Source organism: Bradyrhizobium sp. AUGA SZCCT0176, from assembly GCF_018130145.1.
Classification (GTDB): Bacteria; Pseudomonadota; Alphaproteobacteria; order Rhizobiales; family Xanthobacteraceae; genus Bradyrhizobium.
In genome coordinates this window covers 401,664-427,564 of sequence record NZ_JAFCMB010000005.1, presented here as the reverse complement: position 1 = coordinate 427,564, position 25,901 = coordinate 401,664, and the positions used below count along the sequence as shown (strand labels likewise).

General features: G+C 62.1%; 26 protein-coding genes and 2 tRNA genes. 10 read left to right on the top strand and 18 right to left on the bottom strand.

The genetic code is table 11. The features are described from left to right. Positions 1-50: 50 nt before the first annotated feature. The 4 genes from rplA to secE all read right to left on the bottom strand — a co-directional run bounded on the left by rplA (position 51) and on the right by secE (position 2,058). A complete protein-coding gene (gene rplA, locus JQ600_RS15865; protein WP_192733881.1) occupies positions 51-743 on the bottom strand; it encodes a 50S ribosomal protein L1 in 693 nt (230 codons plus the stop codon). 6 nt (positions 744-749) lie between these two features. After that, a complete protein-coding gene (rplK, locus tag JQ600_RS15860) occupies positions 750-1,178 on the bottom strand; it encodes a 50S ribosomal protein L11 (protein WP_065728804.1) in 429 nt (142 codons plus the stop codon). A 137-nt stretch (positions 1,179-1,315) separates the two neighbouring features. Beyond that, complete coding sequence (nusG, locus tag JQ600_RS15855) at positions 1,316-1,846, bottom strand: transcription termination/antitermination protein NusG (RefSeq protein WP_192734252.1); 531 nt, start codon at positions 1,844-1,846, stop codon at positions 1,316-1,318. 20 nt (positions 1,847-1,866) lie between these two features. Beyond that, positions 1,867-2,058, bottom strand: coding sequence for a preprotein translocase subunit SecE (gene secE, locus JQ600_RS15850; RefSeq protein ID WP_211998077.1), 192 nt, complete (start codon positions 2,056-2,058; stop codon positions 1,867-1,869). A 370-nt stretch (positions 2,059-2,428) separates the two neighbouring features. On the opposite strand from secE, the gene JQ600_RS15845 reads away from it, so the two are divergent. Next, on the top strand, positions 2,429-2,623 hold the full coding sequence (locus tag JQ600_RS15845) for a hypothetical protein (protein ID WP_212269299.1): 195 nt from the start codon (positions 2,429-2,431) through the stop codon (positions 2,621-2,623). Positions 2,624-2,681: 58 nt separating this feature from the next. Here the strand turns inward: JQ600_RS15845 and JQ600_RS15840 are convergent. Then, positions 2,682-2,757: transfer RNA gene (locus tag JQ600_RS15840), tRNA-Trp, on the bottom strand. A 173-nt stretch (positions 2,758-2,930) separates the two neighbouring features. Here JQ600_RS15840 and JQ600_RS15835 point away from each other — a divergent pair. Beyond that, positions 2,931-4,154, top strand: a complete 1,224-nt coding sequence (locus JQ600_RS15835) for a serine hydrolase (RefSeq protein ID WP_212391692.1) — start codon at positions 2,931-2,933, stop codon at positions 4,152-4,154. Between the two features lie 159 nt (positions 4,155-4,313). On the opposite strand, the gene JQ600_RS15830 is transcribed toward JQ600_RS15835, so the two are convergent. Both JQ600_RS15830 and JQ600_RS15825 read right to left on the bottom strand, forming a co-directional pair. Then, a complete protein-coding gene (locus JQ600_RS15830) occupies positions 4,314-5,081 on the bottom strand; it encodes an SDR family NAD(P)-dependent oxidoreductase (RefSeq protein WP_192733886.1) in 768 nt (255 codons plus the stop codon). A 155-nt stretch (positions 5,082-5,236) separates the two neighbouring features. Further along, a complete protein-coding gene (locus tag JQ600_RS15825; RefSeq protein WP_212391691.1) occupies positions 5,237-5,965 on the bottom strand; it encodes a histidine phosphatase family protein in 729 nt (242 codons plus the stop codon). A gap of 197 nt (positions 5,966-6,162) precedes the next feature. Between JQ600_RS15825 and JQ600_RS15820 the strand changes: the two genes are divergently transcribed. Continuing rightward, positions 6,163-6,948 carry an SDR family NAD(P)-dependent oxidoreductase gene (locus tag JQ600_RS15820; RefSeq protein WP_212391690.1) on the top strand — a complete coding sequence of 262 codons (786 nt, stop codon included), beginning with the start codon at positions 6,163-6,165 and terminating at the stop codon, positions 6,946-6,948. A 734-nt stretch (positions 6,949-7,682) separates the two neighbouring features. On the opposite strand, the gene JQ600_RS15815 is transcribed toward JQ600_RS15820, so the two are convergent. From JQ600_RS15815 to JQ600_RS15800, 4 genes are all read right to left on the bottom strand, one after another. After that, on the bottom strand, positions 7,683-8,033 hold the full coding sequence (locus tag JQ600_RS15815) for an NIPSNAP family protein (RefSeq protein WP_212385419.1): 351 nt from the start codon (positions 8,031-8,033) through the stop codon (positions 7,683-7,685). A 91-nt stretch (positions 8,034-8,124) separates the two neighbouring features. Then, on the bottom strand, positions 8,125-9,036 hold the full coding sequence (locus JQ600_RS15810) for a DMT family transporter (protein ID WP_212385421.1): 912 nt from the start codon (positions 9,034-9,036) through the stop codon (positions 8,125-8,127). A gap of 172 nt (positions 9,037-9,208) precedes the next feature. Next, positions 9,209-10,267 (bottom strand): phosphotransferase family protein, encoded by a 1,059-nt coding sequence (locus JQ600_RS15805; RefSeq protein WP_212385422.1) that lies wholly within the window; start codon positions 10,265-10,267, stop codon positions 9,209-9,211. 64 nt (positions 10,268-10,331) lie between these two features. Continuing rightward, on the bottom strand, positions 10,332-11,564 hold the full coding sequence (locus JQ600_RS15800; RefSeq protein ID WP_212385424.1) for an acyl-CoA dehydrogenase family protein: 1,233 nt from the start codon (positions 11,562-11,564) through the stop codon (positions 10,332-10,334). A 181-nt stretch (positions 11,565-11,745) separates the two neighbouring features. On the opposite strand from JQ600_RS15800, the gene JQ600_RS15795 reads away from it, so the two are divergent. Together JQ600_RS15795 and JQ600_RS15790 are read left to right on the top strand one after the other, a co-directional pair. Further along, the gene (locus JQ600_RS15795; RefSeq protein WP_212264401.1) at positions 11,746-12,438 is read left to right on the top strand and encodes a TetR/AcrR family transcriptional regulator; all 693 of its coding nucleotides are present in this window, start codon (positions 11,746-11,748) and stop codon (positions 12,436-12,438) included. Between the two features lie 152 nt (positions 12,439-12,590). Next, positions 12,591-13,382: a hypothetical protein gene (locus tag JQ600_RS15790; protein WP_212385426.1), complete on the top strand. Its 792-nt coding sequence runs from the start codon at positions 12,591-12,593 to the stop codon at positions 13,380-13,382. Positions 13,383-13,392: 10 nt separating this feature from the next. On the opposite strand, the gene JQ600_RS15785 is transcribed toward JQ600_RS15790, so the two are convergent. From JQ600_RS15785 to JQ600_RS15775, 3 genes are all read right to left on the bottom strand, one after another. Further along, positions 13,393-13,788: a RidA family protein gene (locus tag JQ600_RS15785; RefSeq protein ID WP_212264403.1), complete on the bottom strand. Its 396-nt coding sequence runs from the start codon at positions 13,786-13,788 to the stop codon at positions 13,393-13,395. 92 nt (positions 13,789-13,880) lie between these two features. Next, positions 13,881-15,107, bottom strand: coding sequence for a CaiB/BaiF CoA-transferase family protein (locus JQ600_RS15780; protein ID WP_212385428.1), 1,227 nt, complete (start codon positions 15,105-15,107; stop codon positions 13,881-13,883). A 146-nt stretch (positions 15,108-15,253) separates the two neighbouring features. Next, entirely contained in the window at positions 15,254-16,003 is a 750-nt protein-coding gene (locus tag JQ600_RS15775) for an NrtR DNA-binding winged helix domain-containing protein (RefSeq protein ID WP_249135902.1), read from the bottom strand. 106 nt (positions 16,004-16,109) lie between these two features. Between JQ600_RS15775 and JQ600_RS15770 the strand changes: the two genes are divergently transcribed. From JQ600_RS15770 to JQ600_RS15750, 5 genes are all read left to right on the top strand, one after another. Then, positions 16,110-17,150 carry an SPFH domain-containing protein gene (locus tag JQ600_RS15770; RefSeq protein ID WP_212385430.1) on the top strand — a complete coding sequence of 347 codons (1,041 nt, stop codon included), beginning with the start codon at positions 16,110-16,112 and terminating at the stop codon, positions 17,148-17,150. Beyond that, positions 17,134-18,069 (top strand): sugar kinase, encoded by a 936-nt coding sequence (locus JQ600_RS15765; RefSeq protein WP_212385437.1) that lies wholly within the window; start codon positions 17,134-17,136, stop codon positions 18,067-18,069. Before JQ600_RS15770 ends, JQ600_RS15765 begins: the two co-directional genes overlap by 17 nt. A 391-nt stretch (positions 18,070-18,460) precedes the next feature. Then, complete coding sequence (locus JQ600_RS15760; RefSeq protein ID WP_212385439.1) at positions 18,461-18,616, top strand: hypothetical protein; 156 nt, start codon at positions 18,461-18,463, stop codon at positions 18,614-18,616. A 106-nt stretch (positions 18,617-18,722) separates the two neighbouring features. Beyond that, entirely contained in the window at positions 18,723-21,059 is a 2,337-nt protein-coding gene (locus JQ600_RS15755; protein WP_312010842.1) for a TonB-dependent siderophore receptor, read from the top strand. Between the two features lie 204 nt (positions 21,060-21,263). Next, positions 21,264-22,463, top strand: a complete 1,200-nt coding sequence (locus JQ600_RS15750) for a PepSY domain-containing protein (protein ID WP_212385441.1) — start codon at positions 21,264-21,266, stop codon at positions 22,461-22,463. A 50-nt stretch (positions 22,464-22,513) separates the two neighbouring features. Here the strand turns inward: JQ600_RS15750 and JQ600_RS15745 are convergent, their stop codons facing one another. The 4 genes from JQ600_RS15745 to JQ600_RS15730 all read right to left on the bottom strand — a co-directional run bounded on the left by JQ600_RS15745 (position 22,514) and on the right by JQ600_RS15730 (position 25,898). Beyond that, the gene (locus JQ600_RS15745; protein WP_212385443.1) at positions 22,514-23,707 is read right to left on the bottom strand and encodes a M20/M25/M40 family metallo-hydrolase; all 1,194 of its coding nucleotides are present in this window, start codon (positions 23,705-23,707) and stop codon (positions 22,514-22,516) included. A gap of 125 nt (positions 23,708-23,832) precedes the next feature. Beyond that, positions 23,833-25,134 (bottom strand): hypothetical protein, encoded by a 1,302-nt coding sequence (locus JQ600_RS15740; RefSeq protein WP_212489976.1) that lies wholly within the window; start codon positions 25,132-25,134, stop codon positions 23,833-23,835. 197 nt (positions 25,135-25,331) lie between these two features. Next, a complete protein-coding gene (locus tag JQ600_RS15735; protein WP_212385447.1) occupies positions 25,332-25,709 on the bottom strand; it encodes a YbaN family protein in 378 nt (125 codons plus the stop codon). Positions 25,710-25,824: 115 nt separating this feature from the next. Continuing rightward, positions 25,825-25,898, bottom strand: a tRNA-Gly gene (locus tag JQ600_RS15730). Positions 25,899-25,901 lie beyond the last annotated feature (3 nt).

Sequence of the window (25,901 nt, the reverse complement as noted above, 5' to 3'; positions counted from 1 at the left end):
GGAACCGGTCACCCGATTCCGCCCTGTTTTCTCATCAGTGCCGCAAGACCTTAACCGAGCAGCGTGCCCGGCTCGACCTTGACGCCCGGGCCCATGGTGGAGGAGACCGCCACGCGCTGGATGTAGGTGCCCTTCGAGCCGGCGGGTTTCGCCTTGGAGACCGCATCCGCGAGCGCCTTGACGTTCTGCACCAGCTTTTCTTCGGTGAACGAGGCCTTGCCGATGCCGGCCTGCACGATGCCGGCCTTCTCGACGCGGAACTCGACCGAGCCGCCCTTGGCGCCCTTCACGGCGGTGGCGACATCCATCGTCACGGTGCCGATCTTCGGGTTCGGCATCATGCCGCGCGGGCCGAGCACCTTACCGAGGCGGCCGACCAGCGGCATCATGTCGGGGGTGGCGATACAACGATCGAAATCGATCGCACCGCCCTGCACCTTCTCGACCAGGTCTTCGGCGCCGACGACGTCAGCACCCGCAGCCTTGGCCTCTTCCGCCTTGGCGCCGCGCGCGAACACGCCGACGCGCAGGGTGCGGCCGGTGCCGTTCGGCAGGGTCACCACGCCGCGAACCATCTGGTCGGCGTGACGCGGATCGACGCCGAGATTGATCGCGATCTCGATCGTCTCGTCGAACTTCGACTTGGCGCGTTCCTTGACCATCTTGATGGCGTCCGCGAGCGGATAGAGCTTCTCGCGATCGACGCCCTCGCGGGCCTTCTTCAAACGTTTTCCGATTGCCATGGTCCGTTACCCCGCAACTTCCAGACCCATCGAACGGGCGGAGCCCTCGACCATCTTCATGGCCGACTCGACGGAATCGCAATTGAGATCCTTCATCTTCTTCTCGGCGATCTCGCGCACCTGCGCTTTGGTCACCTGGCCGGCCTTGTCGCGGCCCGGGGCTTTCGAACCGGACTGGATCTTGGCGGCCTGCTTGAGGAAGAAGGACATCGGCGGGGTCTTCATCTCGAAGGTGAACGAACGATCGGCGTAGATCGTGATCACCACCGGAATCGGGGTGTTCTTTTCTTCTTTCTGCGTCTGGGCGTTGAACGCCTTGCAGAATTCCATGATGTTGAGACCGCGCTGACCAAGCGCGGGACCGATCGGGGGCGAAGGATTCGCAGCACCCGCCGGCACCTGCAATTTCAGGTATCCGGTCACTTTCTTTGCCATACGTCACTCCTCATGTTGCTCCGGATCATCCGGAAGCTTCACAGGACCGTGGTGCGGTTCAACGGATGACTGGCGATCACCCATCTCCTCCCACGGCACTTCTCCCTCTCCCCGCATGCGGGAAGAGGTCAAGACGATCAGACCTTCTCGACCTGACCGAATTCCAGTTCGACGGGCGTGGCACGGCCGAAGATCGACACTGCGACCTTCACGCGGCTGCGCGCCTCGTCAATTTCCTCGACCACGCCGGAGAACGACGCGAACGGCCCATCGGCCACGCGGACGTTCTCGCCGATTTCGAACGACACCGACGCCTTCGGACGTTCGACGCCTTCCTGCACCTGGTGCAGGATCCGCATCGCCTCGGACTCCGAGATCGGCATCGGCTTGTTTTCGGCGCCCAGGAAGCCGGTTACCTTGGGCGTGTTCTTGATGAGATGGAACGCCTCGTCGGTCAGCTTCATCTTCACCAGCACGTAGCCCGGGAAGAACTTGCGCTCGGCGTCGATTTTGCGGCCGCGGCGCACTTCGGTGACCTTTTCGGTCGGCACCAGCACCTGCTCGAACAGTTCCTCCAGCCCGCGCTGCTTGGACTGTTCGCGGATCGATTCCGCGACCTTCTTCTCGAAGTTCGAATAGGCGTGAACAATATACCAGCGCTTGTCCATCGTTTGGGTTCCGGTGCTCATCAGTGGACGCCCAGCAGGAAGGTAATGAGATAGCGGATGATCATATCCGCGGCGAAGAAGAAGATCGAAGACAGCGCCACCATGATGAACACCATGATGGTGGTGATGGTCACTTCGCGGCGGGTCGGCCAAGTGACCTTGGCGGTCTCCGAACGCACTTCCTGCAGGAACTTGAACGGGCTGATAGCCATCGTTGGGTACCGCGTCCTTTGAGACGAATTTCTGAATTTAAGCGAATCCGAACAGCCCTCTAGCGCCCAGCCCTCTCTCGAAGGATGAGCCGCCAAGCGGGCTCGATTGTTCGGGGGATTTCAAAGCCGCGCCGGATATCCGCATAACGGGCCGGCAGCAGGTGGCGGGTATCTACTGCCAGTCGGGCAAAAGGTCAAGGTATGCGCCGGCCAGCGGGCCGCGGGACCGGCGGAAACGCTCCGGGCCGGACCGAAGGCCCTTGGTTAACCGCTGGTGCCGGGCGCACCTCAAATCCGAATCAGAGCGTGATCGGGTTCTTAAAGGCTCCCCGCCATCCTGACCGTCCCCTTGATGGACCATGAGGTGACGATGTCGCTGCTCAGCCAACACCAGACCGGCCAGGACGGACCTGCAGGTGACATCGCCTGGAGCGTTCTCGACGCGGCCAACGACCTCGGCGATACCGTCACCATCGATGCCTGCCGGCGGGTGATTGACGCGAATCTGCGCGGCGCCCAGCCTGCGACTTCGGATATGGCAGTGGTCGTCGCCTTCTTCGGCTAGTTCCGGACTGGCGGCAGGAACCTCGACCAAGTCCTTGATTTCAAATCCTTGATTTAACTGGCAGGGGCGGCAGGGCTCGAACCTGCGACAACCGGTTTTGGAGACCGGTACTCTACCAACTGAGCTACACCCCTACGCAAACCATGCGTCGCCGCCGGTTTCGGCCCGTTTCAAGCATAGGCGATGCCCCGATTGCAAGGGCGAAGCCGCGCGCGGCCCTCTGGAAATCGGTGACCGCCCTGTTCAAGTCAAGGGTTCTGCGCCAAACTTCCCTCCTGCCATAACAACAAGAGCAATGGGAGAGACCATGAACGCGCAGACCGCCCCCAAACACGCCGCCTCCCCGCAGACCCCGTCCCTCCCCCACGCCAAGCCCGAACAGATCGGACTCTCCGCCACCCGCCTGCAGCGGATGTCGGACGCCTTCAAGCGCGAGGTTGACAAGGGAACCCTGCCGGGTGCGACCGTGCTGGTGGCCCGCCGCGGCCAGATCGGCTGGTTCGACGCGATCGGCAGGCAGGCGCCCATCTTGTCCGCGCCGATGGCGCAGGACAGCATCTTCCGCATCTTCTCGATGACCAAGCCGATCGTCTCTGTCGGCATCATGATGCTGATCGAGGACGGCCACTTCCTGCTCAGCGACCCCGTCGCGAAATTCATTCCCGAATTCGCCGGCCAGAAGGTCGGCGTCGAGCACAACGGCCAGCTCGATCTGGTGCCCTTGAAGCGGCAGATGACGGTGCAGGATCTGCTGCGCCACACTTCGGGTATCACTTACGACCATACCGGCAACGGACTGGTGCAACAGCTCTATCAGCAGTCGCGGCTGCGCAGCCGCAAGATCACCAATGCCGAACATGCGGTGATGGTCGCGAGCATGCCGCTGATCTGCCAGCCCGGCGCCGAATGGAATTACAGCCGCTCCACCGACATCCTCGGCCGCATCATCGAAGTCATCTCCGGCAAATCGCTCGGCGCCTTCCTGACCGAGCGCATCCTGGCGCCGCTGCAGATGGCCGAGACCGCGTTCCACACCGCAGAGGAAAATGCCGGCCGGCTGGCCGAGGCGTTCCCGACCGATCCCTGGAACGGCGACAAGGTCCAGCTCTTCAACATGCTCGAGAAGCCGGTGATGGAATCCGGCGGCGGCGGGCTGGTGTCGACCACGATGGACTATGCCCGCTTCAGCCAGATGCTGCTGAGCGGCGGCACGCTTGACGGCGTCAGGATCGTCGGCCGCAAGACGCTGGAACTGATGGCGTCCGATCACCTCGCCCCGTCAGTCAAGGTCAACTCGCCCTTGATGCCGGCCGGCCACGGCTTTGGCCTCGGCTTTGCGGTCCGCACCCATGACGGCATGGCGCCGTTCCCGGGCTCGCGCGGCAACTTCTTCTGGAGCGGGATGGCCGGGACGTTCTTCTGGATCGATCCGAAGGAGGACCTGTTCGCGGTGTTCATGATGCAGGGCCCGGGCCAGCGGGAGTACATCCGCACGATGTTGCGGAACCTGGTGTACGCGGCGGTGGAGTGACTGTTTCACGCAAACAATAGCGTCGTCCCGGCGAAGTCAGATGCGCAATTGCGCATCGGGGGACCCGTACTCCGCGGCCCATCCGTAACGCCGTGTCGTCCGCAACAATTGGCGACACGGCGTATGGGTCCCGGCCTTCGCCGGGACGACAGGATCGCGTCAACTAATCGTCGCCCCACCGTCGATCACGATGGTCTGGCCGGTCATGAAGTCGCCGGCCGCCGATCCCATGAACACGGCGGCGCCCGCGATCTCGTCGGGAGTGCCGATGCGGAGCAGCGGCGAGCGCGCGGTCGAGGCTTTCAGGGTATCGGGATTGTCCCACAGCGCCTTGGCAAAATCGGTCTTGATCAGGCCGGGGGCGATGCAGTTCACGCGGATGTTGTGCTTGCCGTATTCGCAGGCGAGGTTGCGCGCGAGCTGCATGTCGGCGGCCTTCGAGATCGCATAGGCGCCGAGCACGGTCGATCCCTTCAGACCGCCGATCGAAGACACGATGATGATCGAGCCGTCCTTGCGTTCGATCATCTGCGGCACGACCATGTTGATCAGCCAGTTGTTGGCGACGATGTTGTTGTCCAGGATCTTGCGGAACTGATCGTCGGAGATGCCGCCGAGCGGACCATAGTAAGGATTGGACGCGGCGTTGCAGACCAGCACGTCGATCTTGCCGAAGGCGCGGTTGGATTCATCGACGAGGTTCTGCAGGTTTTCCTTGCTGGAAATGTTCGCCGCGATCGAGACCGCCGTACCCTTGCCGAATTTTTCGTTGATCGATTTGGTGACGGAATCGCAGACGTCCTGCTTGCGCGAGGAGATCACGACCTTGGCGCCGTGCTCGGCCATGCGTTCGGCGATGGCAAGGCCGATGCCGCGCGTGGAGCCGGTGATGACGGCGACTTTGCCCTTCATGTCGAACAAGCTCATGTCTCTCTCCCAGATGTTGGTCCGGCGGTCCGCCGGTTCTCGTTAAAACTTAACGTCGTTCCGGGGCGATGCGAAGCATCGAACCCGGAATCTCGATTCCCCGATGCGCAATTGCGCATCTGAGGTTCACGCTTCGCGTGCCCCGGAATGACGGCTCAGGCAAGCTTCGTCGCAGGCGGCACGATCTCCGGTCCGGCCGGCTGATGCATCGCATTGTGCGAGGCGTCCGCAATCCACGGCTGCTGGTTGACCATCGGCAGCCGCCAGATCGAATGGTTCTCGCTTGCGACGTGATCGAGCCGCGTCACCGAGCAATTATCGATGTCGAAGGCGAGGCCCTTTTCCGGCAAGCCGCCGAGCGCAAGACCGACCGCGGCCTTGATCGTTCCGCCATGGGTCACGGCGATCACGTCCTTGCCGGCATGCTCCCTGGTGATGCGCTCGATCGCGCCGCAGACACGGTTGTAGAGATCCATGAAACTTTCGCCGCCGGGCGCGGGTTCGTCGATCGCCGCGAACCAATGGCTGCCGGCGGGACGGCTGGCCAGAAACGCTGCGCGATTCATGCCCTGCCATTCGCCGAGGTGCTGTTCGGCAAAGTCCTTTATGTGCGGCATGTCGGCGGGCCTCGGAAATCCGGCGGCCCAGATCGCATCCGCGGTCTGATGCGTGCGCTTCAAATTGCTTGAATACCAGACCGCGCCCCGCGGCAGGATTTTTCCGACCGCGTCGAACACCACGCGATCGCTGGTGTCGCAGCCCAGATCCTTTTGCCCGTAGATGCAGCCGCCATCCTCGCGGACCGGCGCATGCCGCACCCACCACCAGCGTGTGGTAACCACTCCTGCCTTCGGAGCAGCTACTGATTTGTCGGTATTGGACATCGCTGGCACCCTTCAATAGTGTTCACTGTCGCTGTACGTCAGAGCACGCAACGTCTCAAGTGACTTCAGCGTTTGAAATCTTGTTTGAAATTCCGCAAGGCGGCAAGCGTATCTATGTCTGACGCGTTTTCTGCACGCGAACCGGTAGCCACTTCGCTTGAAAACGCTATAACCACATCCACACCAGGGAGAAACTCATGGGCCGCCTCGAAGGCAAATCCGTCATCATCACCGGCGCAGGCAGCGGGATCGGACGCGCAGCCTCCTTGTTGTTCACCAGGGAAGGCGCAAAGCTGATTGCGGTCGATCGCAGCGAAGCGGTGAAGGAAACCGCAAAGCTCGTCAGTGACGCCGGCGGCATTGTCGAAGCCGTGATGGCGGATGCGGGATCGGAAGCCGACGTGAAGGCCTTCATCGACAAGGCGGTGTCGAAATACGGCAAGCTCGATGCGATCTGGGCCAATGCCGGCGTCAGCGGCGGGCTGGTTCCGATTCCCGAACAGACGGTGGAGCACTGGCAGGAAGTGCTGCGCATCAACCTGATCGGACCGTTCCTCGCAATCAAGCATTCGATGCCGCACATGATCCAGCAGAAGTCGGGCTCGATCGTCTGCACCGCTTCCGTCGCAGGTCTCAAGGCCGGCGCCAGCGGACATCCCTATGGCGCGAGCAAGGCCGGCGTGATCAGTTTGGTGCAAACGACCGCCTATTCGCTGTCCGGCACCGGCGTGCGCATCAACGCAGTGTGCCCGGGCCTGATCGAAACCGGCATGACCAAGCCGATCTTCGACAACGCCAAACAGCGCGGCACCCAAGACAAGATCGGCCAGCTCAATCCGCTGAAGCGCGCCGGCCAGCCGCATGAACTCGCCGCGATGGGACTGTTCCTTGCGAGTGATGATGCGTCCTACGTCAACGGCCAGGCGATCCCGGTCGACGGCGGCCTGACGGCCTCGATGCCGTATACGGGGAAGCCGGTTTAGGCGCAGCGATCTGCGCTCCATCAACGCGTCGTCCCGGCGAACGCCGGGACCCATACCGCGTGATCTCTCGATGAAGGCTCGGTAGCAGAGACCTTTCGCAAAATTTCTTCCTGTGGTTATGGGTCCCGGCTCAAGGCCGGGACGACGGCTGTGTTTGTCGCTGCACCATTATCCAAACGCACTTTTGCGATCTCGCGGCTTGATAAGCCCGAGCTTTGCCAGAAATCCTTGCCCTCTCATCAAGAGGGCGCAGGGAAGACCGGGTGCGCGCTGCACCCGCGGTCCCGTGTGCGGTTTGCACTAAGTAGGCTGCACACGAGCATACAGGGCAGCGGTGAACACCCGGCCTTCCCTGCGCAATGGCTTTACGGCTTATGCCGCGCTCTCCCCGGAGACGAGTTCTTGGTTGACTCCGTCGCCGCCGTTCCCGCTTGCGCTTCTCCGACAGCTTGACGCCTGCAACGGGCGCCAGGACCACACGGTTTTGCCGTACGCTAAATACACGCCGTCGTCAGACGTGAACCAGCGTCCACCGCATCCCGCCGCGCGTTCGTGACGTGCGCACGCCCCTCTTGTCGGGCGGGACGCGACAATTCAAACAGCTGATTTGCCCGACGAGGAAAGCGGAATTTTGCCCGTCGGGTTAATTTGTCGCAGCGCGAGCAATCCATCCGCCGTCATTCCCCGATGCGCAACTGCGCATCGGGGAATGACGATGAGCGCAGTAGCGCGTGTCAGGAAGCCGGCAGCAAACTTCCTTTCGCCGGCGAATAATCCACCGGCACCAGCCAGCGATCCTCGATCTGCCCGACCATCAGACCGTGCTCTGCGTGCGTCACACGCTTGATTTCCGACCATTCGGCGTCGGCCATGAAGGCCGACCAAGCCGCGGTCTTGGTCGCCTCATCGGGCCATTCCAACAGATAGGCAAATTCGGTCCTGTCACTGAATTTGGTTTCCCACATCGCGACAATCCGAAAGCCGTATCTGGTACGCATGATACGCGCCGCGTGATCGCGAAAACGGTCATGGAACGCGGCCTTGTTCTTTTCGAAGATTTCATAGATGCGAAGTTGTTGGACCATGGCCAGATCTCCTGTTGCGCCGGAGATATGATCGCGGGGTTGCCTGTCAACTGCCCGGCGCTGCGATCGGCTCCATCAAACAACGTGACGCTCATAGTCCGTCGGGCGGGATGCCTGACGTAGTGGCCGCCACCGGCCGGGCGCGGATCCGTTCGCGGTAGAAGGCGTAGAGCCCGGACGAGACGATGATCGCTGCGCCGAGCAGCATCATGCCGTCGGGCTTGTCGCCAAACATGAAATAGCCGAGCAGCATGGCCCACAGCAGCGCCGAATAGCGGAACGGCGCCACCGCCGAGATATCGCCCGACCGCAGCGCCACGATCATGCATTGATAGCCGATCAGCACCAGCACCGCCGCCAGCGCCAGCATGCCCAGCGCATGATTGGACGGCGGCGTCCAGCCGCCGAGCGGAAACAGGATCACCGCGCCGGCCGATGTCACCGTCACCGTCATCAACAGCGTGATGAAAAGCGAGGGGATTTGCGCGGGTATTTTCTTGGTGGAGAGGTCGCGCAGGGCGCAGAACGCCACCGAGACCAGCGCCAGCAGCGAAAACTGGTTGAAGCCGGCAATTCCCGGTCGCACGATGATGAGCATGCCGACAAAACCGGCCGCGATCGCCAGCCAGCGCCGCCAGCCGACCGGCTCGCGAAACACCAGCGCCGCGCCGAGCGTGATGGCGAGCGGCAAGGCCTGAAAGATCGCCGAAGTATTGGCCAGCGGCAGATGCGTGAGCGCCGCCATGAACGAGATCGTGCCGCCGACCTCGCCGACGACGCGCAGCGCGACCGGCTTGGTCGCGACCGCGCGCAAGGGGCGCAACGCGCGCTGATGGAATGCGAGCGCTGCGACCAGCACGATCGCGAACAGGCCACGCACCAGCATCACCTGGCCGAAATTGATTTCCGCCGACACCGCCTTGGTGATGGAGTCGTTGATCGTGAAGGCCGCCATGGCGGTGGCCATGATCAGGCTGCCGCGGATATTTGGGGAGAGAGCCAAGATGGATTCCAGCGAATCGTGGATCGTAGGGTGGGCAAAGCGACAGCGTGCCCACCATTAGCAACAACGATCTGGAGAGATGGTGGGCACGGCGCCAACGCGCCTTTGCCCACCCTACGGATGCAATGAATGAAACATGGCGCGATCCGGATGGACCGCGCCATGTTGCAAATTATTTCGCGCCGGCCTTCTGCGCGTATTCCCAGGAGGCCTGCGACAGCGGCACCGTGCGCTTCGCCGACTCGATGGCCTTGGCGTTGGCCGCGGTGCCGTCACGGATCCGGCCCGCAATACCCTGCGTGATGCCCGCAAGGCGGAACAGATTGTAGGAGAAATACCAGTTCAGGTCGGGGACCTCGGTACCTGTCACGTTGCAGTAGATCTGCGCGGCCTCTTCCATGCTCGGGATGTTCAGCGCCTTCAGATCGGCGTTGGCGAGGCCCGGCATGGTCCATTGCATCAACAGGTATGTGAAGTCGGCCATGGGATCGCCGAGCGTCGACAATTCCCAGTCCAGCACCGCCTGCACGCGCGGTTCGGTGGAATGGAAGATCATATTGTCGAGGCGGTAGTCGCCGTGGACGATCGAAACGCGCTTCTGCTCCGGCACCGTCTTCGGCAGCCATTCCGCGAGCTTTTCGAATTCCGGAATGTGCTGGGTTTCGGACGCACGGTATTGCTTGGTCCAGCGATCGACCTGCCGCGCAAAATAATTGCCGGGCTTGCCGAAATCGCCGAGGCCGATGGCCTGCGGGTCAAACAGATGCAGCTTCGCCAGCGTCTCGATCTTGCTGGTGAAAATCTTGTAGCGATCGCCCGGGGTCTGAGTCGGCAGCGTGGGATCCCACAGCACCCGCCCCTCTTCCATCGACATGATATAGAAGGCCGAACCAATCACGCCGTCGTCGGTGCAGAGCGCATAGGCCTTTGCAACCGGAAAACCCTGCTTGCTCAGCGCGGCGATCACGCGGAATTCGCGATCCACCGCATGCGCCGACGGCAGCAATTTGCCGAACGGCCTGCGGCGCATCACATAGGATCGTTCCGGCGTATTGAGCCGGTAAGTCGGGTTGGACTGGCCGCCCTTGAACTGCAGGACGGTCAGTGGTCCCTGATAGCCTTCAACGTTTTCGCGCATCCACGCATCAAGGCGCTTTTCATCGATACGATGACGCTCCTCGACTTCCTTGGTGCCTGAAAACTCTTCGTCTTTCCTGACGCCGTCCGCCACAATGACGCTCCCTTGAGATTTCTTAGTTTCCTTTGGAGAGCGCCATCTGAAGCGTTCCCGTTAATTAGTGCGACGTGTTTGCATACTTCCGAAGTTCAAGTCTGGCAATGGCGCGATTGTGCACCTCGTCCGGACCGTCAGCCAGGCGGAGCGTACGGATATGGGCATAATCCTTCGCCAGGCCGGCTTCGTCGGAGACACCGCCGCCGCCATAGGCCTGGATGGCATTGTCGATGATCTTCAACGCCATGTTGGGCGCGGTGACCTTGATCATTGCGATCTCAGCCTGTGCAGTCTTGTTGCCGACCTTGTCCATCATGTCGGCAGCCTTGAGGCACAGCAGGCGATTCATCTCGATGTCGGCGCGCGCTTCGCCGATACGCTGTTCCCACACCGAGTGCTCGATGATCTTCTTGCCGAACGCGGTGCGCGAGGCCAGCCGCTTCACCATCTTCTCAAGCGCCTCTTCGGCCTTGCCGATGGTGCGCATGCAGTGATGGATGCGGCCCGGACCAAGACGGCCCTGCGCGATCTCGAAGCCACGGCCCTCACCGAGCAGGATGTTTTCCTTGGGCACGCGAACGTTTTCCAGCAGCACCTGGGCGTGGCCGTGCGGCGCATCGTCATAACCGAACACCGGAAGCATTTTCTCCACCTTGATGCCGGGGGTATCGAGCGGAACCAGGATCTGCGACTGTGCCTGGTGTTTCGCCGCGTTCGGATCGGTCTTGCCCATCAGGATCGCGATCTTGCAGCGGGGGTCGCCGACGCCTGACGACCACCATTTGCGGCCGTTGATGACGTAGTGGTCGCCATCCTTTGCGATGCGCGTTTCGATGTTGGTCGCGTCCGACGACGCCACCGCGGGCTCGGTCATCAGGAAGGCGGAACGGATTTCACCGTCCATCAGCGGCCGCAGCCACTTCCGCTTTTGCTCCTTGGTGCCGTAGCGGATAAACACTTCCATGTTACCGGTATCCGGGGCGGAACAATTGAACACTTCCGAAGCCCAGGAGATGCGGCCCATCTCTTCCGACAGCAACGCATATTCGAGGTTGGTCAATCCCGCGCCGCGGAATTCGTCATCCTCATGCGCGTTCGGCGGCATGAACATGTTCCAAAGGCCTTCGGCCTTGGCCTTCTTCTTCAGATCCTCGAGGATCGGAATGACCTTCCAGCGCGGTCCCTCCGCATCCTGCTTGTCGTAGATCGGCACCGCGGGCCGAACATGCGTTTTCATGAACGAACGAACGCGGTTGAGCCATTCGGTCTGGCGTTCTGACATATTGAAGTCCATGGGACGCTCCCTTCTGAAGATATTTGCTGGCTTTTGAAACCTTTGGCGGCACTGTCTGCCCGCCCCTCGTGCGCCGCAAGAGATTTGCTGGCTTCGATGGAGGCGGATTGACATTTCCGGCCCTTCAAACGATAGTTTCATACACACGTTTGAAATGCAACTCCCCAACAGGGGACCAGATATGGCGTCCGATCATACCCGCTCCGCCATTCTCGCCGCCGCCGAACGGCTCTATGCCGATCGCGGTTTTGGCGACGTGACGCTGCGCGACATCGTTGCCGAGGCGAACGTCAATCTCGCCGCGGTGAATTATCATTTCGGATCGAAGGACGAGTTGATCGCGGAATTGTTCGTGACCCGCAGCCTCGCCACCAACCGCGAGCGGCTCAACGAATTGAAGGCGGCCGAGGAAGCCGGCGGCGGCCGCGCCTCGATCGAGGCCATCATGCACGCGCTGGTCGGCCCCACCTTGCGCGGCTGCCTCGGCCCTGACCGCGAAGGCTCGACCGCGGCGCGCTTCATGATCCGCGCCTCGATCGAGTCAGTGCCGCCGATCCGCCGCATCAAGAATCGCGAGGTCGATCATTTGCGGAAATTCGTCGCCGCGATGCGCCGCTCCCTGCCCGGCCGCGGCGATGCCGAGCTCTATTGGGGTCTGCATTTTGCGCTCGCGATGTCGCACCACACGATCCGCGAAAAGGAGCGGCTCACAAAACTGTCGGAAGGCCAATGCGACCTCAACGACGTGAATGCGATCGTCGAACGCGTGGTCGCGGTGTCGGTGATGGCGCTGACGGGCGGCGAGCCCGCAAAGAAAGCGCCGGCCCGGTCCATGGCGCCGCCCTATGGCCGGCTGACCCGGCAGGATCTGTGAGCGGGCGCGCGTCCATTCGCGCTTCCTTATCCGCTTGAGGTGCGCAAACCGCATCTCGTGAACCTGAGCATTTCAACGAGCCGCCGTGAACCAAATCTTCAGCTTGCCTGCACATGATCGCGTGCGACGCAGCGAAGTTTTCGGCGGCAAGCATGTTGGAAATCGCAGTAGGGATGATCGCCTTGTTGGCCGGCGCTTTGCTTGGCGGGGCCGTGGCCGTAACTGCGCGCCGGCGTTACCGGCGGGACGGCGACGTAAAGAAGCTGCTCGTTTCCCTTGTTGCAGCGATCGTTGCGCTCGTAACTGCCTTGCTGACCCATTTCGTCGTCTTGATTAATATTTACCTGCCGACAGGCGGCTTTTCCGGCGTCACGGGCGGCCGTGTGCTGCTCGTTTATTGCTCAAGCCTTCTGTCGGTGCCGGTCGGTCTGGCCTGGGGATGGGTGCTGAGCTTCGTTGGCAGCCCGGCCGATGCGACAGGACAAGAAAGAGCGTCCGGTTTGGTCGTTCGCGGTTTGGCTTTCTCCCTTTTCGCCACAACCGCCCTGGCCATCGTCGCCCTCGCTGCAAGGCTCGCTGGGCATGGCCACGACAACACGATCGGTCCTCCCGGAATCGCGGCCGCTTTTGTGTTTCTCGGCCTCATGATGCTCTGGGCCGTCGGGATCACAACGAACTTCCGCAACATGAGCGCAGGACGAGCGGTGCAGCGGGTTGGCGCCGGATTCGCCAGCTCGGTGATGCTGGCATTGGGCATCTTCATTGCGGCCGTTGCGGTGGAAAGCCTGTTTCCGGGTTTGACGCGCCTCGTCGAAGCATGGAACGTCTTGATCTTCTTCTACCCCTTCTACCTGGGTGGATCGTTTGCGCTCGCAGCGGTTTTGTTTTTCTTCGGCGGCAGAATCTTCGCCAGAACATGGTCCCGGCTGTCGCTTGCCTGGTAAGACCGGCTGTTCACATCATCGCCACGCAGTCGATCTCGATGTCGAACGGCCCGGTCCATTCCGGGATGCAGACGAAGATGCGGGCCGGCGGGTCCTGTGGAAAGTAGCGCCGGTAGACCGAATTGACGGCCGCAAAGTGCCTGGCTGAGGTGCAGTAGATGTTGCACTTCATCACATTGTCCAGCGATGCGCCCGCGGCCTCCAGACAGCGTTTCATCTGCTCGAGAACCAGTTCGGTCTGGCGCTCGATCGGAACGCTGAGGATTTCGCCGGTCTGGGGATCGAACGGCGGCAGGCCCGAGACAAAGATCATGTTGCCGGCGCGCGTGACCGGCGATGCCGGAGGCGCACCCCACCTCTCGAGAAAAGACGAGATCGGTTCGACGCGGAGGGCTTCTCGTTTCATGGCGGCACCTTCGATTGGCGGATCGACGGCGCAAGACTAACGTCCTCCGCCGCGATCATGCTTCGAAGTTGATCGAAATGTCGCTGTTTCGCCTACACGATCTTCTGCGCCTTCAGCGCCTCGACCCTGGCGTCGTCATAACCGATCGTCGCCAGCACTTCCCTGGTGTGCGCGCCGAGCAGCGGCGGCGCGCGATAGTCCTTTACCGGCGTGCCGGAGAACGAGATGGCATTGCGGATCAGCGACAGTTCGGGCTCGAAGGGATGCTCGACCTTGACCCGCATACCGCGCGACTGGACGTGGGGATCGGAAAACACCTGCTCGAAATTGTTGATCGGACCGGAGGGCACGCCGGCCTTCTCCAGCTCGTCCAGCCAGTACGCCACCGGCTTCTTCAGGAACAGTCCGGCGAAGATCGCCATGATCTCCTTGCCGTGCACGACGCGGTCGTTGTTCTTGAGAAATCTTGAATCGGTCGCAAGCTCGGGCGCCCCGAGCACGGCGCAGGTGCGCGCGAACTGGCCGTCATTTCCGACCACCAGCATCAATTCGCCATCGGTGGCGCGGAACACGCCGGCCGGCATGCCGCCATTGCCCCAGGTGCCGCGCCGCGGCGGCGTCACGCCGTTGACGAGATAGATCTGCAACCAATGCGACAGCGAGGCGATCACGGTGTCGAACAGGCAGACGTCGACATGCTGCCCCTCCCCGCCATTGACCTTGCGGTGAAACAGCGCCGAGAGAATCCCGATCGAGGTGTTCATGCCGGTCATGTAGTCGACGATCGACGGGCCGACCTTCATCGGCCCCTCGCCGGGCTCGCCGTCGATATGACCGGTGACGCTCATCAGGCCGCCCATCGCCTGCAGGATGGCGTCGTAGCCGGCGCGCGGCGCGTAAGGCCCGGTCTGGCCGAAACCGGTCACCGAGCAATAGATGATGCCGGGGTTGATCGCCTTGATCGATTCATAATCCAGCCGGTAGCGCTTGAGGTCGCCGACCTTGTAATTCTCCATCATCACGTCGCAGGATTTTGCGAGCTCGCGGATGATGTCCTGGCCTTCCGGCGAGGCGATGTTGACGGTGACCGACTTCTTGTTGCGGTTGGCGCACAGATAGAACGAGTTGTTGTTGTTGGCCTTGCCTTCGGGGTCCTGCAGGTATGGCGGGCCGAAAGCGCGCGCATCGTCGCCGCCGCCGGGACGCTCGATCTTGATCACCTCGGCGCCGAGATCGCCCAGCATCTGCGCCGACAAGGGCCCCGCCAGCACCCGCGTCAGGTCGAGAATTTTGATGCCTTCGAGTGGCAGAGCCGACATGAAACTTCCTCCGAAACTTTTGATTTGGTGGCGCCGGAATGTCCCCCCGGCGCGCGATGCCCAGCCGATACACTATTTTGCGGCCATGAGCCCTGCATTCGCGGCATGCAGGTATCCGCCTGTGGCTTGTGGCGCGCCGAAACGCCTCAGCCCGGCGCGTTGAACGTCCGCGCAAAAAACACCGGGGATCTCGCCTTCTTCAGCCGGTAAAGCTGGGCCGGTCGGTTCGGCCCCTTGCGCATTTTGGCCACCGGCTCGATCAGGTCCGCCGCCAGCATCCGGGTGCGGAACGCGCTCTTTTCCAGCGGCCGGTCGAGCACGATCTCGTAGACCCGCTGCAGATCCGGCAGGGTGAACTCCGGCGGCATCAGATAGGCCGGCAGCGAGGTGTACTCGACCTTGCTGCGCAGGCGCTGGACCGCCGCCTCCAGAATATCGGCGTGGTCGAAGGCAAGCCTGATCCTTGGCTTGCCCGAACCGACGGCAAACCACCGCGCGTCGGCGGCGCCAGGGCCGCTCGCGGGCAAATCGGGCATCAGCGCGAAATAGGCGTGGGTCGCCGACCATCCACGGGGATCGCGGCCCGAGCTTCCCCAGCTTCCCAATTGTTCGAGATAGGGACTGACCATGCCGGTCTTTTCCCTGAGCTTGCGGACCGCACAGGCCTCGAGGTCGCGGTCCTTCTCGATGTCCACGAAACCGCCCGGCAATGCCCAGGAATCCGGAAACGGCTCGCCCTCATTTGCCGGGCGCTGGACCAGCAGGACCTGGAGCGCATCGTCCCGGACGGCGAAGATGACGACATCGACCGTCGTCAGCGGCCGCGGAAAATCCAACCCGCCCGGACTGCCGGAATTCTTCGCCCGTCCCTGTTCCATGCCCGAATCCGTGTCCATGAACCCTTTTGCTGTTGGGCTTGACAATAGCATACTTAGTTGTACTGTACAACTTACTTAGTTGCCCAGACACACTTACGAACGCGAACTAGAAGGAGTACACGCCATGTTCGGCATCCGGTTCATCAAGGCACAGCCGACGACCTATCTGATGAAATACCGCGGCGGCGCCGTGACCCAGGAAGGCGCCGGCCTCTCGGGGTTCTATTACTCCCCGGTCACTTCGCTGGTCGCGGTGCCGATCGGCAGCCGCGACGCCGCCTTCATCTTCGAGCAGATCGCCCGAGACTTTCAGGCCGTCACCATCCAGGGCCACGTCACCTATCGCGTCAGTGATCCCAAGCGGGCGGCAGCCATGCTCAATTTCACGCTCAAGAAGGACGGCAAGAATTACGAGTCCGACGACCCCGAGAGACTGCCGCTGCGGATCCTCGGCACCGTCGAGGTGCTGGCGCAACAGGTGGTGAAGGACCTGACGCTCAAGGAAGCGCTGCAGGCCTCCGACCGGATCGCCGACATCATCGCAACCGGACTCAAGAGCCGCGCCGACATCGCTTCGCTCGGGCTGGAAATCCTCGGCGTATCGATCCGCGCCGTCAAGCCGACGCCCGACACCGCCAAGGCGCTCGAAGCGGAGGCGCGCGAGGCGATTTTGCGAAACGCCGACGAGGCCATCTTCGCACGGCGCAATTTCGCGGTGGAACAGGAACGCGCGATTCGCGAGAGCGAGCTCGACACTGAAATCGCCGTCGAGCAGAAGAAGCGCGCGATCCGCGAAACCCAGATGGACGCCGAGGCCAGCGTGGTCGCCAAGCAGAACGAACTGCGCGAAGCCGGCATGGTCGCGGACATTACGCTGGAAGGAAAGCGCGCGGATTTCGTGGCGCTTACCGCGGAAAACACCAGGACGCTGGCGGACGCCGAAGCCTACCGCGTCGGCGCGCTGATGAAGATTTTTGAGGGCGTCGACACCAGGGTGATCCAGGCGCTCGCTTCGGCCGGCATGCAGCCCGGCCAGTTGATCGCGCAGGCGTTCGGCGGGATCGCCGAAAAGGCCGAGCGGATCGGCCAGTTGAACGTCTCGCCGGAATTGCTCAACGCGCTGATGGAGAAGCCCAGGGAGACCGCGCATGCCCGCCGCCAATGACCGCAAGGTGGTGCTGGTCACCCGCAGGACGCGGCTGGAAGACCTGATCGCGAAGTATCTAACGGCCGCGCAAGCCAGATTCTATGTCGAGCATCTCGGCGCCGACTTCTCCGACTATCAGCGCGAGCACGACGTCTATCAGGCAGAGCGGCACCGCACCGTGCAGACGCTGGAGCAATGGGGCCGCTACCAGATCATCGACCGGAGTTTTCTACCCAACTTCCTGTTCGGCCCCGCCGACATCGTGGTCGCGCTCGGCCAGGACGGCGTGGTCGCCAACACCATGAAGTATCTCGACGGCCACCCGCTGATCGGCCTCAACCCGGACGCAAGGCGTTACGACGGCATCCTGCTGCCGTTCGTGCCGGACGATCTCCCTGCCCTGCTGCGCGAGGTCGCCACTGATAAGCGCGGCTTCAAGGCGGTGACCATGGCCAGGGCCACGCTGACCAACGGTCAGGTGCTCCATGCCGTCAACGAGCTCTTCATCGGCGCGCGCACGCACACATCAGCGGTCTATGAGATCGCGGCCGGCGATCACAAGGAGACGCAGTCATCGAGCGGCCTGATCGTCTCAACCGGCCTCGGCTCGACGGCGTGGTTCAAGAGCATCGTCACCGGTTCGCTCGCCATCGCCGGCGCGTTCGGCGGCCAGACCGGGCCCGCGTCCTATTCGGCGCAAGCCTGGGATTCCGACGCATTGCGCTTCGCCGTGCGCGAACCGTTTCCGAGCCGCACCTCGCAGGTCAATTTGGTCTATGGCGAGCTGACAGGATCCGAGCGGCTCAGCATCCGCTCTTTGATGCCGGAAAACGGCGTCATCTTCAGCGACGGCATCGAAGCCGACCGCCTGGAGTTCAATTCGGGGACCGAGGCGCAGATCACCGTGGCCGATCGGGTCGGCCGGCTTATCGTGTGACGGGAGCGATCGTCTTTGGTCCGATAGGAACGGAAACGCCATCAGGGACGTTATTTCGGATCGGTTTGGTTTGCGACCATGCGTAGTTGCGAACTAGCTGAAAACGGGTGCCCACATGCCGGAAACCAAAACCAGTCGGCAAATCTACGACGAGAGCATCAAAATTCGTCGGCAAGTCGATGACGGCCGACCGAGGCAATCGGAGGACGACATTCAGCGCGAGCAACTCGGACCGCGCGGGGTACCGGGACAGCCGGATCCCGCAATAATGGTCCCGCAGCGCAGGAAGAAGACCCCATCGGATTTCGATCCCGGCCATACGGCTTGAGGTCCGCCGGCCCAACGCGCCAGATCACGCTGCCGGGAATTGCGGGCGCCGAAGCGCCAATGATTGCGAAATCCGCTAGCGTTCTTCGACGGATTGTCCCGCCGCCAGTTCCTGCGCCATCCCGACATGGTGTCGCAGCGCTGGAAGGGTCTTGCCCGCATGATTATTCTGCAACTGCCGCTTACAAATTCCGTGATGGATTTGCAGACATTGGCCTGAAGCCCGCCGGTTCTTAGAGAGATTCAATTCCAGCAAAGTTCTTTTTGTTCGCGGCGGCTGCTAGAGGCAGCCATCGCAAATGTTGTCTACATGGAAGTGAATCGAAGTGACTGTTAGCGCTGATTGCCGGCTCGTGGAGGACCATCGAAATCGAACCGAAAAGAGCTGTGCGCATCTGCTTATCGGCGCTGCATTCCTGCTGGCTGATTTCTCCGCTTCCACGACGGTCGCCAGCGCGCAATCGAGCGTTCCATTGCCGCCGGTGACGGTGGAATCGCCGACGCAAAGAAGCAAGCCCGCGCGCGCAACGGGGACATCCGCGCGGCGGACTCACGCTGCCGCAGCGCGCCAGCGAAATCGAAATGCTGCGCCTGCGGAGCCAACGCCGTCGGAGCGCGCCGCCGCTGCAGCAGCCGCGCAGTATGAAGCCAAGCTCGGCTATCGCGCGATGCCGAGCTCGACCACGCTGCGCACCGGCGCTTCCCCGCTCGACACCTCGCAATCAGTCAATATCGTACCCGAGCAGGTGATCAAGGATCAGCTGCCGCGCAATCTCGACGACGCACTCATCAATATCAGCGGCATCACCCAGACCAACACGCTCGCCGGCACCCAGGATGCCGTCATCAGGCGAGGCTTCGGCGACAACCGCGACGGCTCGATCATGCGCAACGGCATGCCGCTGGTTCAGGGCCGCAGCCTCAATCCCGCCGTCGAAAGCGTCGAGGTGCTGAAAGGACCGGCTTCGCTGCTGTACGGCATCATGGATCCCGGCGGCATCGTCAACACCATCAGCAAGCGTCCGGAACTCTACCAGCACGGCTCGATTTCGGTGCTGGGCTCGACCTTTGGTTCGAAACACGGCGCCGATGCGACCTTCGATATCACCGGCCCGATCGGCAAGGACGGTCTGGCCTATCGTTTCATCGCCTACGGCGTCAACGAGGACTACTGGCGCAATTTCGGCAATCGCCGCGAAACGCTGATCGCGCCGTCGCTGGCCTGGTATGGCGAAAACACCACGGTCCAGCTCAACTACGAGCACCGCGATTTCCTTTCTCCATTCGACCGCGGCACCGCGCTCGACTCCCGCACCAACAAGCCGCTTGCGATACCGGCGACACGCCGGCTCGACGAGCCCTACAACAACATGTGGGGGACGTCCGACCTGATGCAGGCCTCGATCGATCACCGGATCAACCAGGACTGGAAGCTGTACGCGGCCTACAGCTACAACACCGAAAGCTTCAGCGCCAATCAGCTGCGCATCACCGCGGTCAATCCCGTCACCGGCATCATCACCCGCAGCAATGACGGCACCCGAGGTTCGCTCAGCAACGTCAGTTACGGCACGTCCTACCTGCAGGGCGGGTTCTGGCTCGGCGACATGCGCAACGACGTGCTGTTTGGTGTCGACGCCCAGTATCGCACGATCTACCGCAAGGACCTGATCCGGCAGGCCACCCCCAACGTGTTCAACATCTACAACCCGGTCTATGGCCTGCTGCAGCCGGGCACGACAGTTTCGGCCAGCGACAGCGACCAGACCGACAAGCTCGGCACAAGGGCGCTGTTCTTCCAGGACACGCTTCACGTCACCAACCGGCTCGCGCTGGTCGGCGGCATCCGTTACATGGAATTCGAACAACTGGCAGGGCGTGGACGCCCCTTCGTCGCCAACACCAATCTCAGCGGCGACAAGGTGCTGCCGCTCGGAGGCGCGATCCTCAAACTCACCGAAGAGATCTCCCTCTATGCGAGCTATACGCAGTCGCTGAAGCCGACTTCGACGATTGCGCCCCTCACCGGTGGTGTGGTGATCGGCTCCAACATTGCGCCCGAAGAAGGCATTTCGTGGGAGACCGGCGTCAAGTTCGACGTCAACAAACGACTCTCCGGCACGTTGGCGCTTTATGACATCGACAAGAAGAACGTGCTGGTATCGCAGCTCAACAGCGCCACCGGCGTGACCGAGTTTCGCACCGCCGGCAAGGTCCGGTCGCGCGGCGTCGAGCTAGACGTCACCGGAAAGCTGACCGACAGCTGGAGCATGATCGGCAGCTACGGCTATACCGACGCGCGGGTAACCGAGGACCCGGTCCTGACCGGCAAGGCGCTGCAGAACGTGGCGCTGAACACGGCCTCGCTCTATCTGGTCTACGACTTCGGCACGGCCCTGCCCGGCCGGCTCCGGGTCGGCGCCGGCGCGCATTATGTCGGCGACCGGCCCGGCGACGCAGCGAACACCTTCGTCCTGCCCTCCTATGTCGTCGCGGACGTGTTCGCGACTTACGAGACCAAATACCAGACCCTGCCCGTCATCTACCAACTCAACGTCAAGAACCTGTTCGACAACGTCTACTATCCCTCCGCGGTGAACAATCTGAACGTCGCCATGGGCGACGCGCGGCGGGTATCGCTGTCGGCGACGGTGAAGTTCTGACAACAGGCGTTGCGTGTTCTACGGGCACGTGCGCGCAACATAGAATGATTACAAACTACGTATGTCCGCCCCGGGTAGCGGGGCGGACATCTCTTCGGTATTGTTCGGCAACGCTGTTTTGAACAGGCGGCGAATGCGACGAGCCCTGCCGATTCCGGCGCCAATCCCCGCGACATGTTTGTTCCATCCATGTTTTTTTCCGCCATGAGCACATACTCGATCAAGCCCGCGTTGTTGCAGGTCCATTCCGTCATTGGTCTTGCGATCTCGCTGGTGGTGGCCGTGGTCGGGATGTCAGGCGCGATGATGAGCTTCGAGGACGAGATCGGCGCCAGCCTCAATGCCGGCATCATGCGGGTCGAGGCCCGCTCCACGCCGATGCTGACGCCGGATGCGCTGGTCGCGCGGCTGCAGGCCGCCCAGGATTTAGGCAAGGTCTCGGCCGTGACGATGACGAGTGATCCGTCGGCGGCGGTGCGCATCCGCTTTGCCCGCAACGAAGGCGGCTCGCGGCCGTCCTCGGTTCATGTCGACCCCTATGACGGCCGCCTGCTCGGCTCGCCGCGCGGCGAGGACTTTTTCGCCACGTTGCGCAAACTGCATCGCTGGCTGCTGTTGCCCGGCGACGGCAATGGCTATGGCCGGCCCATCAACGGCGCGGTCACGATCGGCCTGATCGTGCTCCTGATCTCCGGCATCGTGCTGCGATGGCCGCGCCGCGCCGGCAGCATGAAAATATGGCTGAAGCCAAATCTGGCATTGCGCGGCCGCGGCTTTCACCGCTCGCTGCACTCCGTCGTCGGCACCTGGGTGCTGGTGGCCTATCTGGTGATGGGGCTCAGTGGCCTCTGGTATTCGTTCGACTGGTTCAAGGACGGCGCGACCTGGCTGTTGTCGCGCCCCCCGGTCGCCGCAGCATCGATGCAAGCGAAGACGCAGCCGAAGATGCAGCCGAAATCGCCAAAGGGCACGGCCGCGACCGACACCGCCCCGATTGCGCTCGACCGCGTCTGGTCGACCTTCCTGCATGAACGGGACGGCCGCTTCACGACGGCCCTGCTGACGCTGCCGGCCGGCGCGGGGACGGTCGTGCGGATTCGCTCCCGGGCGCCCGATGCGTCCCAGGATGGCGCGCGCGACGAATTCCGCATCGATGCCGTCACGGGCCGGCTGGTTTCGTCGGAGCTCTACGCGGACAAGTCGGCCGGCGAAAAAATCCTGGTAAGAATGTTCGATATCCACCGCGGCAGCATCTTCGGAGGATGGCCGGGCAAGCTCGTGTTCATGCTGGCCGCGGCCCTGATGCCGTTATTCGTGGTCACCGGCTTGTTGCTGTATCTTTCGCGCCGAAAGCATCGGCGTGCATCGCCGCCGGCGCTCGGGAGCCTGGTTCCAGGCGAATGAGGCCCCGCGCAGGCTTATGCACAGCTCGCCCGGATATTTTTGGCACACACTCACCGCATCGTCGCGAGCTGGACCGCCAGCGCGCACGCCTTGTCGTACTCGTCGAGATTGATCCACTCGTCGATCGTGTGCGGCTCGTTCTGACCCGCGCCGAAGGTCACCGTCGGAACGCCGTGGCGGACCATCCAGTTGGCATCCAGCCCGCCATTGGCGGCGCGGATGGAAGGTGTTGCGCCGATGCCGGACACGGCCTCGATCGCGCGCTTGACCACGGGCAGGCTCTCTTTCATGCGGAACGGATAATAGTCGGTCTCTGCCTTGAACTTGACGCGGCCCGACTTGCCGTCGCTGTTCTTGACGTTCTTGGCGGCCTTCTCGAACGCCGCCTTGTAGGCCTTGGTGATCTCCTTGAAGAACTTGCTGTCATGGCTGCGGCTTTCGCCGCGTACATGCACATAATCGGTGACGACATTGGTGGCGTCGCCGGCCGGCCTTCCCTCGCCGCCGGTGACGGGGCCGACATTGCTGGTGCCCTGCAGCTTGCGCTTCACCACCTTGCCGAACCAGCCGCCGGCCTTCACGTCGGCGAGCGCGAGTGCCAAAATCATGGTCGAACTGATCCCGCGCTCGGGTGCGACGCCGGCGTGCGAGGCGCGGCCGAAAATCTCGACCTGCCAGCGATCCGCACCGACGGCCCCGATCGTGACATTGGAGGCGGAGCCGCCGTCGTAGTTGAAGGCCATGACCGGCGAGCCGAGTTCGTCGGTCTTGACGTGGCGCGCCCCGTAAAGCCCGCTCTCCTCGCGCACGCAGAACAGCAGCGTGATCGGCGGATGATCGAGCTTCTGTTTCGCAAGTTCGGCCGCCAGCGTGACGAGAACGCCGCAGCCGGCGCGGTTGTCGCCGCCGAGCGCGGTCTTCGCGTCATTGACGATCTTGCGCCCCGCCAGTTTTGGTTTGGCGCCGGCGCACAGCGGCACGGTGTCCATGTGGGTCATGAACATGATCCGCGGCTGGTTATGCATCGCGCCGCGGCCGGGCAGATCGACAATGAGATTGCCGGTCTCCGTCGGCACGGGAATGCGGGTGTTGGCGTCGTCGAGGCGGATCGCGCTCGCTGGCACGCCGCTTTCCTGCAGCGCCGCGCTGAGCTCGCGTCCGATCGCGGCCTCCTTTCCGGTCACGCCCTCGACAGCGAGGAAGCGCATGAGGCGGTCGGTGGCGGTTTTGACGTCGACGGGCATGTGGGTTTCCTGATGAGGCGCTGCGGAGCCCGTGAGCATCGTGCGAGACGGCCGGCTGCACAAGGCTAGCCGGATCAGGACTGGCATGCGGACGCCACTGTGCTCGTGGCGGCGGTCACGGTCCTTCAGCGAGACACCTGTTCAAATCCTGGGCGTACGCGGCGGTGACCTCTTTGTTCGGAGAGCCGGGGTTTGCTGCATATGTTGCCAGCACGGTAGCCCCTTTCGAGTTCATGCTTAATCTGATTGAGGGAGACTTTCCCACCCCAGTTGTAAGGAACATAGGGTATAGGCGTGCCGACCACAGCAACCTTGAACTGATGCGGCAGCTCAAAAGGCGCGTTGATATTACTTTTGCAGTTCTCAAAATTTCCGTCGGCAAGATTAGAAGCTTGCGGTGTCCACGAGAACTTGAGCCATTTAGTTGCTTCCTTTTTCATGGCGGCGATCGTCGTGTTGACAGCGCGGCCCGAGTCCGCCTCCTGACCAGGAGTATCCTTTTCATCTGCAGAGTCGGCGGATAGTTCCGCAAGGCTCCTTAACGATACGATCGGAATGGCAGCAGCCAACAGGTCAGCCGCCGCCGCCGTTGCCGCACCTGCAGCAATGGGTTTCCTGTTTTTCTTTTGCTGTGTCTCCTTTGTGAACTTCGCCTCGAGTAGTCCTAGGCCAGATGATTTCAAGAGCATCGCATACACTTTGCCATCGGGCGCCACAGCAACGTAGCGCCCAAACGCCAGCTTGTACGCTACGTTGATCGGAATTTTTGCAACTTCAGTACGCTGACCTTCGGCGTCATGACGTCCCACCATTACGGTAATCTTGATTGTATTGCGCGTAATTGGCTTGCCGTCGTAAAGAACGGTCTTGCCATCCGCCATGTCCTGAGTAGTCGCGAGTTGCAGCTCTCGTGCCAGCGTGTAGGAGCGCCCCTTTTCATCCTGTCCCAGGTAGAGGGCGGACGCGAGATATCCGCTCGTGACGGCTCTAACGTCCAGTTCCTTAGCGAGGTTCGGCACCTGAATTCCAATGCGTCGATGCGTGCGCCGAATTGCCCGCTGACGTACATCTTGCGGATGGGTCGGGAGAACTTTGATATCCGGGAGAGAGGCCGCTTGCACATCGCCGCGCTTGATCGAGAGGGCTCGAGTTGTTGCGGTGTCGCTCAGGAGGACCTGATCGTTTAGATAAAGATGACGATCAACCCGAAAGTCGCGTGGAAAACTTCGCTGACCCAGCTCATCTCCGGACGGAGTCACGAAGAAAATCTTTGCGTTGACGTGGTCCACGACCGCCAAAGTATTCGAACCGAGAGCAATCAGATCGCTCGGCGGCTCGCCGTTCCGACTCGCCGTGACTACCTCGCTCCTCAAAGTCGACGTTGACGCAATAGCAACCAAAACCCCTAAGACAATTCGCGTAATCATTCGCTTCCCCAAATCCAAGTATTGTCTGCATCTTATAATTGCATGTCAATGCAGAACATCCTGTTGGAAACGGCCCTGCAGGAACAGGTTAGGAGGAGTCGGACCTCCGTGTTCAGCTTGGGAGGCTGCTGCCGTACCATCTACAAGCGCTGGGAGAGTTCGGTTTGACTCTCTGCCGTGACACCGAATTTGGTAGTTTAGGCGGACGTATCCTGATCGGCCATCCCAGGCCGCGATACGACGTACGCGGCGCAGGCCAAAAAACCCGCCGCCACGGCCAGCGCGAGCGGCACTGACGGCGCGAAGGTATAGCAGAACACGGCGAAGCCGAGCGCCATCCCCGCGCAAGCCATGATTTTGGCGGTGCGCGGGATAACTCCAGCGGCGCGCCAATCGCGCAACGGCTTGCCCAGTGTCGGATGCTCGAGCAGCCAGGCCTCGAAACGCGGCGAGGAGCGCGCGAAACACGCCGCCGCCACGATCAGAAAAACCGCCCCCGGCATCAGCGGCATCACAAGGCCGATCACGCCGAGCGCGACCATCACCCAGCCCAGGCAAAAATAGATGATGCGCATCAGACCTGCCGCCGCCTGGTTCTCTGTTCAAGCAAGGATTGCTCGTCAGCTAACGGTTGCTCGCTCCCGGCTGACGCCATGCCTGGTATCGGTTTCTTCACGGCGGGAAATGAAATGGAGCGGGTGAAGGGAATCGAACCCTCGTATTCAGCTTGGAAGGCTGCTGCTCTACCATTGAGCTACACCCGCGTT